Source organism: Lysinibacillus mangiferihumi (assembly GCF_003049665.1).
In the GTDB taxonomy this organism is placed as follows: domain Bacteria; phylum Bacillota; class Bacilli; order Bacillales_A; family Planococcaceae; genus Lysinibacillus; species Lysinibacillus mangiferihumi.
In genome coordinates this window covers 26,814-40,109 of the sequence record NZ_PYWM01000020.1, presented here as the reverse complement: position 1 = coordinate 40,109, position 13,296 = coordinate 26,814, and the positions used below count along the sequence as shown (strand labels likewise).

Annotated in this window: 22 protein-coding genes; all 22 read left to right on the top strand. The window is 37.7% G+C overall.

Annotated elements, in window-relative coordinates:
• Positions 1-431: 431 nt before the first annotated feature.
• Complete coding sequence (locus C9J37_RS17660; RefSeq protein ID WP_107896415.1) at positions 432-2,456, top strand: AAA family ATPase; 2,025 nt, start codon at positions 432-434, stop codon at positions 2,454-2,456.
• Positions 2,457-2,651 carry a hypothetical protein gene (locus tag C9J37_RS17655; RefSeq protein ID WP_107896414.1) on the top strand — a complete coding sequence of 65 codons (195 nt, stop codon included), beginning with the start codon at positions 2,457-2,459 and terminating at the stop codon, positions 2,649-2,651. It begins immediately after the preceding gene.
• 1 nt (position 2,652) lies between these two features.
• A complete protein-coding gene (locus C9J37_RS17650) occupies positions 2,653-2,880 on the top strand; it encodes a hypothetical protein (RefSeq protein WP_107896413.1) in 228 nt (75 codons plus the stop codon).
• Positions 2,880-3,803, top strand: coding sequence for a RecT family recombinase (locus tag C9J37_RS17645; RefSeq protein WP_107896412.1), 924 nt, complete (start codon positions 2,880-2,882; stop codon positions 3,801-3,803). The genes C9J37_RS17650 and C9J37_RS17645 overlap by 1 nt, the downstream gene beginning before the upstream one ends.
• Entirely contained in the window at positions 3,803-4,504 is a 702-nt protein-coding gene (locus C9J37_RS17640; protein ID WP_107896411.1) for an MBL fold metallo-hydrolase, read from the top strand. The genes C9J37_RS17645 and C9J37_RS17640 overlap by 1 nt, the downstream gene beginning before the upstream one ends.
• 11 nt (positions 4,505-4,515) lie before the next feature.
• Complete coding sequence (locus C9J37_RS17635) at positions 4,516-5,670, top strand: hypothetical protein (RefSeq protein ID WP_107896410.1); 1,155 nt, start codon at positions 4,516-4,518, stop codon at positions 5,668-5,670.
• Positions 5,671-5,759: 89 nt separating this feature from the next.
• Positions 5,760-6,170, top strand: a complete 411-nt coding sequence (locus C9J37_RS17630; protein ID WP_107896409.1) for a hypothetical protein — start codon at positions 5,760-5,762, stop codon at positions 6,168-6,170.
• A gap of 16 nt (positions 6,171-6,186) precedes the next feature.
• Positions 6,187-6,585 (top strand): hypothetical protein, encoded by a 399-nt coding sequence (locus tag C9J37_RS17625; protein WP_107896408.1) that lies wholly within the window; start codon positions 6,187-6,189, stop codon positions 6,583-6,585.
• 15 nt (positions 6,586-6,600) lie between these two features.
• On the top strand, positions 6,601-8,016 hold the full coding sequence (locus C9J37_RS17620; RefSeq protein ID WP_107896407.1) for a DnaD domain protein: 1,416 nt from the start codon (positions 6,601-6,603) through the stop codon (positions 8,014-8,016).
• A complete protein-coding gene (locus C9J37_RS17615) occupies positions 8,009-8,353 on the top strand; it encodes a hypothetical protein (protein WP_107896406.1) in 345 nt (114 codons plus the stop codon). The genes C9J37_RS17620 and C9J37_RS17615 overlap by 8 nt, the downstream gene beginning before the upstream one ends.
• The gene (locus C9J37_RS17610; protein WP_107896405.1) at positions 8,354-8,647 is read left to right on the top strand and encodes a hypothetical protein; all 294 of its coding nucleotides are present in this window, start codon (positions 8,354-8,356) and stop codon (positions 8,645-8,647) included. It begins immediately after the preceding gene.
• Positions 8,647-8,997: a hypothetical protein gene (locus C9J37_RS17605; RefSeq protein ID WP_107896404.1), complete on the top strand. Its 351-nt coding sequence runs from the start codon at positions 8,647-8,649 to the stop codon at positions 8,995-8,997. The genes C9J37_RS17610 and C9J37_RS17605 overlap by 1 nt, the downstream gene beginning before the upstream one ends.
• Complete coding sequence (gene ssb, locus C9J37_RS17600; RefSeq protein ID WP_107896403.1) at positions 8,990-9,499, top strand: single-stranded DNA-binding protein; 510 nt, start codon at positions 8,990-8,992, stop codon at positions 9,497-9,499. The genes C9J37_RS17605 and ssb overlap by 8 nt, the downstream gene beginning before the upstream one ends.
• Before the next feature lie 24 nt (positions 9,500-9,523).
• Complete coding sequence (locus tag C9J37_RS17595; protein WP_107896402.1) at positions 9,524-9,703, top strand: hypothetical protein; 180 nt, start codon at positions 9,524-9,526, stop codon at positions 9,701-9,703.
• Positions 9,700-10,335, top strand: a complete 636-nt coding sequence (locus tag C9J37_RS17590) for a dUTP diphosphatase (RefSeq protein WP_107896401.1) — start codon at positions 9,700-9,702, stop codon at positions 10,333-10,335. The genes C9J37_RS17595 and C9J37_RS17590 overlap by 4 nt, the downstream gene beginning before the upstream one ends.
• Positions 10,335-10,520 carry a hypothetical protein gene (locus C9J37_RS17585; protein WP_107896400.1) on the top strand — a complete coding sequence of 62 codons (186 nt, stop codon included), beginning with the start codon at positions 10,335-10,337 and terminating at the stop codon, positions 10,518-10,520. Before C9J37_RS17590 ends, C9J37_RS17585 begins: the two co-directional genes overlap by 1 nt.
• Before the next feature lie 77 nt (positions 10,521-10,597).
• Positions 10,598-11,500, top strand: coding sequence for a phosphoadenosine phosphosulfate reductase domain-containing protein (locus C9J37_RS17580; protein ID WP_107896399.1), 903 nt, complete (start codon positions 10,598-10,600; stop codon positions 11,498-11,500).
• Between the two features lie 11 nt (positions 11,501-11,511).
• Complete coding sequence (locus C9J37_RS17575) at positions 11,512-11,934, top strand: RusA family crossover junction endodeoxyribonuclease (RefSeq protein ID WP_107896398.1); 423 nt, start codon at positions 11,512-11,514, stop codon at positions 11,932-11,934.
• A gap of 164 nt (positions 11,935-12,098) precedes the next feature.
• The gene (locus C9J37_RS17570) at positions 12,099-12,341 is read left to right on the top strand and encodes a hypothetical protein (protein ID WP_107896397.1); all 243 of its coding nucleotides are present in this window, start codon (positions 12,099-12,101) and stop codon (positions 12,339-12,341) included.
• Positions 12,342-12,379: 38 nt separating this feature from the next.
• Positions 12,380-12,577 carry a hypothetical protein gene (locus tag C9J37_RS17565; protein WP_107896396.1) on the top strand — a complete coding sequence of 66 codons (198 nt, stop codon included), beginning with the start codon at positions 12,380-12,382 and terminating at the stop codon, positions 12,575-12,577.
• A 35-nt stretch (positions 12,578-12,612) separates the two neighbouring features.
• The gene (locus tag C9J37_RS17560) at positions 12,613-12,867 is read left to right on the top strand and encodes a hypothetical protein (protein ID WP_107896395.1); all 255 of its coding nucleotides are present in this window, start codon (positions 12,613-12,615) and stop codon (positions 12,865-12,867) included.
• Between the two features lie 60 nt (positions 12,868-12,927).
• A complete protein-coding gene (locus C9J37_RS17555; protein ID WP_107896394.1) occupies positions 12,928-13,197 on the top strand; it encodes a hypothetical protein in 270 nt (89 codons plus the stop codon).
• Positions 13,198-13,296: the final 99 nt, after the last annotated feature.

The window sequence follows — 13,296 nt, the reverse complement described above, 5'->3', positions numbered from 1 at the left end:
TCAAGCAGTTTGTAAATGGTTGGTTAGCCGTTTCCTCTTTGGAATTTACAAGCTGCTTGATGGGAAAAGCCCATACATAACAAGGGAGGTTTTAACAATGGAATTATTTGAACTTTATAAGCAAGAAACAGGTGCAGTTGAGGTGGAAATGTTTAGTTTCCAAGAGTGGTTACTTGAGCACGAATTGTCTCAATTATCACTGTAACGGCTATCCATCGGGCTTGTAGCCTGATGGGATCAGCAATCTATTTATAAAACCTAGCACAGTACGCCATGACCTGCTTTTAAGAGCGAGCGACAGTCAATAGACCCCAGTTGCGATGACAGTTTTGTAAGTAGATTGATGGTTAAGCCATCAAAAAAACCACTGCGCGAACAGTGGTCTTAACAAATAAATATTTACATCATCATACCACAGGAGGGCAAAAAAGATGAAGAAAATTGAGTTGGTAGTTTTAAAATTACGTGATTTCAAGGGCATTAAATCATTAGATATTCAATTAGACGGTGGCAATGCACAGATTTTTGGTGACAACGAGGCAGGTAAAACTACAACGTTTGATGCGTTCTTATGGCTATTATTCGATAAAGATAGCAATAACAAAAAGGATTTTGCCATCAAGACATTAAACGGTGACGGATCCGAACGACACAATCTAGAGCATACGGTAGAAGGTTCATTTTTAATCGATGGTGTACAAGTTACTTTAAAGAAAATTTACAAAGAGAAATGGACGAAAAAACGTGGTCAAGCTGTAGCAGAGTTTACAGGGCATATAGTTGAACATTTTGTAGATGATGTACCAATGTCTAAAAAAGACTATACGGCCAAAGTTGCTGAAATCGTGGATGAAGAAGTATTTAAGCTTTTAACTTCGCCAACGTATTTCAATGAACAAATGAAATGGCAAGATCGTCGTGCCTTACTTATTGAAATTTGTGGTGACATTTCGGATGAAGATGTCATTGCGTCAAATCCGTCGCTGGCTAAATTGAATGACCTTCTTAACGGAAAGACAATGGAGGACATGAAGAAAATCATTACTAGCCAAAAGAAACACATTAATGACGAACTCGAAAAGATTCCAGTCCGCATTGACGAAATCAATAAGATGATGCCGGAAACGACTGTGGACATTGAAAAAATGCGTGAACAAGTTGAACAAATCGAAGCTGATATGGATGAACTACAGCAACAGAAAATCCGTGTGAAAAATGGTGCATCAGTACTTGATAAACAGCGCCAGTTGCAAAAGTTAGAAATGCAACGTACTGATCTTAAACGAACGTTTGAAACTGATAGCATGCAAGAAATTAATAAGCTTCAAGTGCGTGTTCAAGAAGCGCAAGGTAACGTACAAATTATTCAATCTGAAATTAAACATAAAGAGAACTATAAAAACTCGAAAGAAAATGAGTTACAACAGCTATCCAATGACATTCAGCGTACAGAAGATCAGCTAGTTGAGTTGCGTAAAGAGTGGACTCACCACAACGATACTCAGTTTGAATATGAGGATAAGTGCGAGTGTCCTACTTGTAAACAAGAATTACCTCAAGAACAGGTCGAGGCTGCTCGAAATGAAGCACAAGCGCAGTTTAATGAGGAAAAGGCTCGCAGATTGTCAGCCGTAAACGATAAGGGAAGATCGTTGGCACAGGAAAAGGAACGAAAAGCACGTCGTCACAACGAAGTAAATGAAGATTTATTTACCGCAAATATGGAATTAGATGCTGCAAAGAACAAGCTTGAATCAGCACAGAATGAATTAACTAAATATCAAGATAAGTTGCAACAAGCTCAAACATCAGTACCAGATGTGACAGTGACTGATGAATACAAATCTATCACTCTACAAATTGAAGCGTTACAGGCTGAAATTAAGCAGTTAAATGAACATGCTTATGAAGCTGTCGCTGACATCGATGAAGAAATAGAAAAATTAAAGTTCATTCGTAATGGATGCAACAATGCTTTATCTCAACATGCAAACATCGAAGCGAGTAAAGAGCGAATCATTGAGCTTGAAGATCAACAGGTGAAACTTGCTCAAGAGTACGAAAAGCTTGAACAAACAACATTCCTTATCGATGAATTTATCCGAACAAAAGTAAACATGCTTACCGAACGTATTAACAGTAAGTTTAAATACGCACGATTCAAGCTATTTGATACACAAGTAAATGGCGGATTAAACGAAGTATGTGAAACGACATTTAAAGGCGTACCATACGGCACTGGCCTTAATAATGCAGCGAAAATTAATGTTGGCTTAGACATCATCAATACGTTATCAGCTCATTATGGCATCCTAGCACCCATTTTCGTGGATAATGCCGAGGCTGTAACCAAGTTTATAGATGTGGAAACTCAACTTATTAGCTTAGTGGTTTCTGAAAAGGACAAGCAGTTACGTGTCGAGCTAGACCCAATTGAGTTAAAGGAGGCTATCTAAGTGAGTAAATTTAAAACTGGCGATAAAGTAATTGTTTCAAGCTTAACAGAAGATATTCGCTTAAACGGCAAAGTGTACAACTATAACGATTTTAGAGAGCCTGGTATGGAGTATGGTGTAGTTTTAGATGCACCATATGACGCAGTTGTATTTGTGGGTGAATCTCAATTAGAAAAAAACGAGGAGGCTATCTAGTATGACTATTAAAACAGTGCAAATTGACGCTGCGACATTTATCCCGACTGACGATTGCATCGTATTACGTTCATTAAATGGGTATCCAATAATCGAAATGGCTTTCCCTTTCCATGAAGATACACCAAATTTCCGTCTAACAATTTCACAAGCGTTGCATTTACGAGATGCTCTTAATGAATTAACAAAAGTTCGATTTTTAGAAGTGACAAAGGAGGATGTTAAGTAATGACAAATCAAGTAGCACAACAACAGCAACAGGTGGCAACAAAAGAAAAACAAAACGCTTTCGTTACGCAAGTAGCCAAAAAGATTGAGGAAATGAAACAACAAGGTCAAATTAACTTACCTGATAACTATTCAGCAGTTAATGCCTTACAAGCAGCTTATTTCACACTGACAGCCGTAGATTTCGGTAGTAGCAAAGCTTTGATTGATAAAGTAACTCCTGAATCAGTTGCCTTTGCATTACAAGACATGGCAATACAAGGGTTATCTGTAGCTAAAAAACAAGGTTATTTCGTGCCATACGGTGACAAATTGCAATTCCTACGTTCTTATCATGGTACTCAAGCAGTCCTTAAAAGATTGAATGGTGTAAAGGATATATGGGCAAATGTTATCTGGAAAGGCGAAGAGTTCGAGGTCGAATACAACGAACGTGGTCAATTAGCTTTTAAAGCTCACAAAGTAAATTGGAAAGCTGCTACAGGTAAAAAAGAGGACATCGAAGGTGCTTATTGTATTATTGAGCGCGAGGACGGCTATCAATTCTTAACGGTTATGACAATGGATGAAATTGCAACAGCATGGTCAACAGCTAAAACGCAAAATGTTCAAAATAAATATCCCCAAGAAATGGCGAAACGTACAGTTATCAACCGAGCTTCAAAAGCCTTTATTAATACATCTGATGATAGTGATCTATTAATAGAATCTGTTAATCGAACAACAGAAAACGAGTTTGAGCCAACGGTTAAAGATATGGGTGACATTGAAGAAGTGAAGCGAGAAATTGAGCAAAACGCTAATTCAGAAGTAATTGATATTTCTAACGAACCTGCTGAAAAAGTTGAGGCAACGGTAGTAGTTGCAACTAAAAAGCCAGTAGAACAACAGCAAGCATCGTTCACTGATGGACCTGGTTTCTAATGATTGAAATCAAAACTCTAGCTACAGGAAGTAAGGGGAATTGCTATCACATTACAGACGGTAGCACCCCTCTACTCCTAGAGTGTGGTATCAGCTTCAAACAGATACAGCAGGGCGTTAATTTCGAGACTTCAAGCCTTGGTGGTGTACTTGTTACCCATGAGCACAAAGACCACTGTAAAGGCGTGGAATCGGTGTTAAATCGAGGGCTAGATGTTTACATGTCAAAAGGTACTCAAGAGGCTTTGCAGCTACAGCACCACCGAATTAAAACGGTTGAAAGCAAGAAACAATTCAGAGTTGGTACATGGACGATATTGCCGTTTGATGTACAACACGATGTAAATGAACCACTAGGGTTTTTACTACAGTCAGACAACGGTGGCAAGCTGTTATTTGCAACAGATACTTACTATGTGAAATACCGTTTTACAGGCCTAACTCACATCATGATTGAGTGTAATTACGACCAACAAACTTTGGATGACAACGTAGAGAGTGGCCGTATTCATCCAGCAATGCGAAAACGTGTTATGAGATCGCATTTCAGCTTAGAAAACCTATTAGAGTTCTTTAAAGCAAACGACTTATCAAAGGTCGAAGAAATACACTTACTGCATTTATCGGATGGCAATAGCAACATGGAGCGTATTTTTAAAGCAGTAGCAAGGGCAACAGGCAAGATGATTTTTATTCCGTAGGAGGAAATAGAATGAGTGAAAAAACTTATAATTCATCACCAACTAGTACGAATATTGGTGTACATGGTGGAAAAATCGATTTATTAAATCAAATCTTTGAAATGTTAAAAGAGCGTGGTTTCTTGATTCAAACAGATCAACACATTTTAAGAGATTACCCAATTTTAGCAGATACTCATTGGGAAGGGAGGAAAGGCGATTTATTATTCAAATCAAAAATCTATCCTGTAGGATTTAGTTTTGAATTTTACCAAGAAATTAATACGAAAAATTCAAGTGGTGGTTACTACGATTTCGATAAATTTGAAAGAATGCCGTACTTAATACGTTGCCAGTATATTCTTGAAAGAAAATACATTTGCGAAATATTAGACGCAGCCGGATACACAAATGTAGCAAAGCCAGTGCTAAAATACGCTTTTGATAAAGTGATGTATGCAATAAAAGATAGTTGCCATTACAAAGAAGGCAAGGAACTACCTGAATATGAAATTGAATCTTACAATGCTAAAGATAAAGATGGTAAACAATTACGAAATGGACAGGTCAAATATTTCCGTGATTGCAAAGGACGACTTCGAAGAGGAACAATCTATCACAACATCAATAACATGTGGTGGGTGATAATTAATAAATTTCACTATACAAACATTGCTTCCTTTAATTTTTTTGATCTTGACTGTGAAGAAAATCGTGTTAGGAAATTAGTGGAGAAATCCGGATACCACAAGCCATTAGCCCGTTTGAATTTTGATCCACAGAAAACGAAAGAACTATTAAAAAACGCCAAGAGTATAGGTAAAACAGGTCGTCTTGAAAAAGCTAACGATATGCTCAAGTATCTTTATGAAATCGGTTGGACATCGAGATGGTTTGCTTTTGAATTAAAGTCAAATGGTCGTTTAGGTCTGTTAGAAATCGAAAGTAGAGCTTTTGGAGGACATCATGTTTATGAGACCCCTAAAAAGTTGACTTTATATGGACGCTCTTTACCAATGTCTAGTTCAGAAAGTTATTGGGTGAAAGCATTACGAGAATACACAGTACATTCAAAAACAACAATTAATGAGTGGTTCTGTAAGGACCGTAACGGTCAAGGATCAGGTGCTCATTATTGGCCAGAAGTTAGAAAATTGGCATGGGAAATAGGAGTCTTAGCTTCATAAAAAGGTATTTTTAATTAAAGAAATCTGTGGACTTTGTGAATAATTCTATACTTAAAAATTTGAATATTTCGACATAAGGAGGGCTGAACATGAAAGTATTTCAACAAAACATCTTCGGCGGCGAGGACGTAGTGCTTACTTCCGTTCCAGTAATTGTACTAAAACATCGCGGAAAAGAAGGCCGGTATCTAGCAAATGACATTGAGTGTATCGATTGGAGCGACCCAGATGGTGACGTGACAATGGATGACATCGAAAGTGCATTTATCATCGTACGGAATGATCATACAAGACCAGATTTAACAGATGTTGAAAATGTGCGCGCGGAATCAGCGGCTCATAAAAAATATATGATTGAACGTTTCGGCGAGGATGCAAGTATCAGCTTTGATGTTGACAAATGGTTGGAGACTTATGAGCCAATAAACATCGATATACCAGCGGATAAATTCAATAAAGCATGTATTTTGAACGGTTGGGAGCCAGTAGCAATTATTTAATTAGGGGGCAGGATAAGTGGCAGGAATATACAGAGAACGAAAGCGTGCAATATTCTCAGCATTATGTAGAGAGTTTGGGGAATCGGAAGCTCATGACCAGTATTCTTGGCGGGGCTATAAAGATAAAACGTGTACAGTGTGTGGTTCTGAGGTTGTTGATTATTCAGAGTGGCACGAAACGGGTTACGAAACTAAGCATTGTACAAACGGTTGTTGGTCAATCGAAACGTACGGATTGTCTACTGAGTTCAAAACAAGAGGTTTCTTCCAAAAGGTTACTAATAATCGTTCTTTGAATTATAAGGCTATCAAAAGCATGTTGAATCATGCGGAGAATCACTTCAATCAAGCTCTACAAAAAGAACGTAGACGAGTAAAACGAATGAAGCGATTAACGCATCGTAAAAGCAAGTAGGAGGGGTCAGGGCAAATGGCTAAATTTAGATATGTTTATACATCATTATGGACAGACGGCAAAGTAATTGAAGAATTTACACCAGAGGACAAATTATTTTTCCTTTATCTATTAACGAATGAACACACGAAGCAAATCGGTGTTTATCAAATCACAAAAAAACACATGGCGTTCGAACTGGGTTATTCGCCAGAAGTAATTAATGCGTTAATGCAGCGATTCTTGGATCACCATAAATTGATTCGTTACAACGAAGAAACAAGGGAAATTGCAATACGGAACTGGGGCCGTTACAACCTAATAAAAGCAGGTAAACCAATAATGGACTGTGTGAGACGTGAACTAGAGGATGTTAAAGATACTTCTTTATTAGAGTTTGTTGTTAGTTCAGTATCCCATGAAAGTTTGAAGCAACTGTACATCAATGTGTTGAATGGTGCTAGTAACTATGCTGAGCCATCTAAACAATCTAAACCAAAGGATTTGGACAACATCACCAAGCGTGATTACATTATTTTGCGTGACGGCCAGCGATGCTTTTACACAGGGTTAAAGCTTCAATTGAAAGATATTGAACTAGATCATATCAATCCGCAAGTTAATGGTGGGGGTTCAGAAATTTCAAATCTAGTAGTCTCTTATAACAAATTTAATAATTTGAAATCTGGAACAACAGATTTGAAGGAAGTAGTTGATTTTTGGAATTTAAAGCATCCTGAGATTCCGGTCAATTATGAAACAGTCATTGCAAAAATCAATACTTTGAAAGAGTTTGAGTACGAACGAGCAGAGGCAAATGTTTCAATTACTGTAGCTGTTAAAAATGAAATTTACGATACGTATACGTTACGTAATTATTTAAATACGATACGTGGACAAAAAGAAAAACAAACAGAAAAAGAAAAAGAAAATAAAAAAGAAAATAAAAAAGAAAAACAAACAACAGACAGTGAAGTCGGTCAGTCGTCTGTCACTGAGGAACAATTAATTTTCTTAACAAGATTCTTTGATGAAAACATTCAAAGAGCATCTGGTTACATTTGTGAATGTATAGAACACATGGCTAAAGAAAATGAACCGGCACTTGTTTATGAAGCTATGAAAATAACAGCACTTCAACAACCACAGCCTAAAAAGCCAATTCAATATACAGAGGGCATATTAGCCAAGTGGCGACAAGAACATGTGTTGAACGTTGAACAATTAAAGGCCAAAGAATCGAGGGAGAAAGCTAGTAGGCAACAATCTAATCGATCCTCTTATAAAAATCATACAGGCCGCACTGAGGTAGTACCTGAGTGGTTCGCTAATCGTAACGAGGAGGAACCAACGTCAGCTACTGAACCATCAAATAACACAATAGATTTTGAGGCTGAAAGACAAAAGGTCTTAGAAATGCTTGGTAAAAAGGAGAGTGTAAGCAATGGTTGAAAAAGTGAAGGTTAGCCGAGAAGTTAAAGACGCAAGAGAATCATTGTTAAAAACATGGACTTTAACAGAGGTGTTTAAGTCTAGCACAGCTGATCATGAGGTATGCCATGAACATATAAAAACGCTAAGTAAATGGAATTTAGAAAATGGCGATGAAGGCGAAGGATTGATGAATTTATTGTTAGGAAATTACATTTTAGTAGAAACGCCAGAAGAAAAATTTAACTACTTCTACGATAAATATTCAAAATCACATATTCAATTCGAAAAAGATTTCTTAAACGGAATGCCGGCCGTAGCTGAATGGTTTGATCTACCAGTGAAAGGACGTGAATAAGTGTTGCACATTTTTGAAACAAAAATAAAAGAAACTATCAGAGTGATTCATAACAATTTAGATGCAATGCATGAAAATATCGAAACATTGAAACGAAATGGTTATTCAGGGAACACACGTTATAGCATGGTCGGTATTCCGTTAGTGACAGAAGAAATGGGCGATGTATTGAACGTTGGAGAGTTTATAGCAAGACATCCAGAAGTAGAAGTGCAGTATCCGAAAGAAAATGATTACTTTCATACACGTCCATACATTTACGTCACAGAACACGAACGCGAGGTGAATGAGTGATGAATCAAGAACAGTTGAATGCTATTAAAGAACGTGTGGCAAAGGCAACACCAGGGCCGTGGGAAAGTGAAGAAACAACAGAAGGGCATATCGATATATTCAATCCTAATCAAGATTATGCCATTTGCCAAACAGGTAATGAAACATACGATTGCCTAAATGATGGTGATACAGAATTTATTAAACATGCGATTACAGATGTGCCAGCGCTTGTTGCTGAGGTTGAGAGGTTGATGAAAGGGATGTATCAGTTGAGAGAATACATTTCATTAACAAAACATTCTGATGACCTTGAAAACATTAACGGTATACTTTGGAGCATTATGCAAGGTGGTGAAGCTCTTGATTAACCGAGTGGTGCTAGTTGGCAGGCTTACAGCCGATCCGGAGCTTCGTTATACTCCGTCAGGCATTGCCTCTTGTAAGTTCCGAGTAGCCGTCAACAGAACATTCAAAGGACAGAACGGTGAACAGGAAGCTGACTTCATTAGCTGTGTAGCTTGGCGAAAGCAGGCCGAGAATCTAGCTAACTTCATGAAAAAAGGAAATTTAATAGGTTTGGAAGGGCGAATCCAAACAGGCAGCTATGAGGGGCAGGATGGCAAGCGTGTATACACTACTGACGTTGTAGCCGACAGCATCCAATTCTTAGAGCCAAGAAACAGCGCAGGAAGCTCACAGAGCACGCCAAACTATCAATCTAGTACAAATACAGGTGGAACGTATCAAAACCCACCACAGGGCAATTACGGCGGTAATAATAACCAGCCAAGTTATACGAGAGTGGATGAAGATCCATTTGCTCATAGTAAGGGGCCGATTGAGGTCTCAGAAGATGATCTTCCCTTCTAAATTAAATAAATCGAGGTGATATACATGGTACCACTAAGAAAAATCACCAAGGCTAGGACATCACAAGAATTAAAACGAATGATTGAGGATGACAAGGAAAGAGGTTGGAAAGTAGGAAGTACGGTTAATCATTTTCCGCATCATTCACGACCGTATCAAATACTAATGAAATTCGAAACAGATAAGGAGTGTGTGAAATTATGAACTTAACTAAATTATTTGAAACACAGGCAATATTGGACGAGCACATCATGCAGGAGCATCCAGAATTAAGAGGGCAGAACAATCTTGACTGGAAGTTATTAGCGTTACAAGTGGAGCTAGGTGAATGTGCTAATGAATGGCGTGGATTTAAGAAATGGAGTAAGGACAGGAAGCCGCGGGGTGAGATGGAATGCGGTCATTGTACAGATGGATATAGGAACGAATATTTGGGTGATGGCGATGTTTGGATAGAAAAGTGCAAGACATGTGACGGTCGCGGCACTCATAATCCGATGCTCGAAGAATACGTTGACTGCTTGCATTTCATTTTGAGTATTGGGTTGGAAATCAAGTGTACACCAGCTACTTGTGATACAGCTTTGACAGTACCGAATCAAGATATTACGAATCAATTTATTTGCCTTATGGATGAAGCATTTAAAATCCAACACAATTTACGATACAAGGATATTCAAAAAGGAGCTTTGGACGCAGCATTTTCTAATTATCTTAGAGTGATAGGTATCTTTAAAGGACTAGGTGAAATGCTTGGCTTCACATGGGAACAGGTAGAAGAAGCTTACTACGCAAAGAACAAGGTCAACCATGAGCGTCAGGAGAGTGGTTATTGATGGATAAAAATCTTATAAATGCTCAGATATCTATTTTATTTGAAATTAATGGACAAGTTCACTTAGTAGGTTTTGAAAAAGAACGCTTAGAAGGACTTACTGAACTAATTAAAATGGCTGTTGAAGTCGCAGTGCCAACAGGTAAGTCACAGGCGCAATTAAGAGAATTTTTGAATTGTAAATAAAATACACACTGCTGGTAGAACGGAATTAGGTTGTCCTATCAGCAGACTAATGAGAGTGCTAATAAGGATGTGGAACGATGAAAGACATAAATGTAATTTCAATCAGCGGTGGCAAAGACAGCACAGCTCTTTGGTTGCACGCAATAGAAAGAGATACACCAAATTTAAAAGTAGTCTTTGCTGATGTTGGCAATGAGCATCCAGAGACTTATAAATATGTTGATTATTTAGAAAAAGAATTAGGGCCGATCACAAGAGTTAGGGCAGATTTTTCTAAGCAAATCGAACGTAAACGTGAGTATGTGAATACTAGGTGGCGTGAAGAAGGAATTTCAGAAACGATTATTCAAAATGCTTTAGAAATCCTTAAACCAACAGGGATACCGTACTTAGATTTATGTATGTGGAAAGGGCGTTTTCCAGCATCACAATCACAGTTTTGCACGAAAGAATTAAAAGTAATACCAATCTTTGACCAAATCTATATGTCGATTTTCGATGCTGGTGACAAAGTCATTAGTTGGCAAGGTATACGAGCACAGGAAAGCCGTAGACGTGCGAAAATGTCGGAAATAGAAGAAACACCAGAAGGCTACACAATCTATAGGCCATTGCTAAATTGGGATGTGTACGATGTATTTAAGCAGCATGACAAGTTCGGAATTGAACCTAATCCACTTTATAAATTAGGGATGGGCCGTGTAGGTTGTATGCCTTGCATTAATTCACGAAAAGAAGAGTTATTTGAGATTCAAAGACGATTTCCAGAGGAAGTAGAAAGAATTATAGAATGGGAGCGAATTGTTTCGATGGCTTCAAAGCGTGGATCAGCTACCTTCTTTACAAGTGACGACAGAGGGCATGGCATGGAAGAAATAGTTGAATGGTCAAAAACGGCATTAGGTGGTAAACAGTACGATTTATTAAAGCTAACAGAAGAACTACCAGCATGTTCAAGCATGTATGGGTTATGTGAATAAGGAGGGCAAACATGAACGTACTCAAAATTGAAATACCAGGTGATGTGCAGGCACAACAACGACCGAAGTTTAGTCGCTATGGAAATAACGTGTCTGTACGTGATCCAAAAGAATCCAAAGACTATAAATCATTCGTGAGATTGGTAGCCTCACAAGTAGCGCCAGATACGCTTATTACCGAGGAAGTAAGATTAAGAATTGATGTGTTTCGAAAGATTCCTAAATCATTTAGCAAAAAGAAGCATCAGCAAGCCGTAGATGGCGAGTTAAGACCTACAACTAAACCAGATGTCGATAACTTAGCAAAGGGCATAAAAGACGGTCTTAGCAAGGTTATATGGCATGACGATAGCCAAGTGACGGAGTTGTTTGTTCGCAAGTGGTATTCGGATAATCCAAGGGCAGAGGTGACGATTGAATGGGGAGAAAAGTAGAGAATCGATACAAGGGATTGAAATAACTGCTAGGGATCAAAACGGGTTTTCAAAATCGAGTGTACAATTGGAAGTTTCCTTAGCAGTTATACAACCACTATTTACAAGCCAAGATGCTTTTATACATGTATTTGAAAGATATTGCGTAGGAGGCTGAAACCATTATGAAAAATTCATTTAGACATTATCAAGTTATCGAAACGGAAGGGATGAGCGCTGAACAGTTACAAGAAGTTTTAAATAAGGCAACAAATGATTTTCCAGAAAAGCAGATTGACTATGTGATTGGCACGAAAATCATTTTAGGTTATGAGTCTTTTTTAAATGCTAAAGGTAGAGTAGAGGCAAGGTTACAAACAACCTCAAAGAAAAACTTGAATGCAATGAGTAACGACAGCGTTTATTAATTAGTTGAAAGAAAATGTGCAGGGGTGGTGTAAATATTATGTGTGAAAAAGTTTGCTGGACTTGCGGCCATTTTGCTTTTGGTTGCTTTGTAACAGGTGAATACAACAATACAGTTAAAGTAGATGACACATGCGATAAATGGTGTCCAGAAGGCACAGAAGGAACTGTAACGGACTATGGTTACGATGATGGAAAAAATGAAGAGTGGTTAAAAGATGATATGTCTAATCTTTAATTGATAAATATTGTTCATCAAGGGAGTTGGTAAATTTGGATTTCAAAATTATAAATGAACGTCAGATAATCTTGCAATTAGCTATGCAAGAGGCGTATAAAAAGCGTGATGAATGTCAACGAGATTTCGATGATTTAGACAATAAAATAAGTATTATGACCGCTGATGGTTGTTCATTACCTGATAAAGATAAAGTTGTTGAATCTATGCTTTATTTGAAAGAATGTCGAGATGGATGGCAAGAAACAATTGACCATATAAGACAATGGCAAGATGAATTGAAAAGTTAATCAACATTCTGTCGAAGTTACTGAACAATATGAAAGATTGTATAGGAGGGAGATTGTTAAATGAGTGAAAATAATAGAGAAATCCTAGAAGGCCTTGACCCATTATTTAAAAAGGCTGAAAAAGAAAGATTATGGTTTTATTCCACTTACCAGCATTTGTGGTTTTCTCCACAGGAATTGAAGAATGAACATTTAAACGGAAGATTTATATGGGATGCAGTAAATTGGACTTTAAGAAGTCCACATGAAAAATTAAAGCAACTTGAAGATCAGGCAGTTGAACTAAGTAAAGAGATAGAGGGTTTTAAAATAAGAATGAGAAACTGCTGAACAATTTGAGGAAAAGAAAAAGCCGCAGCGTCATCACACGCTACAGCTCGAATTGGTTCATGCCCTTTTAAGACAATCTAGTAAAAGAAGTATAACACA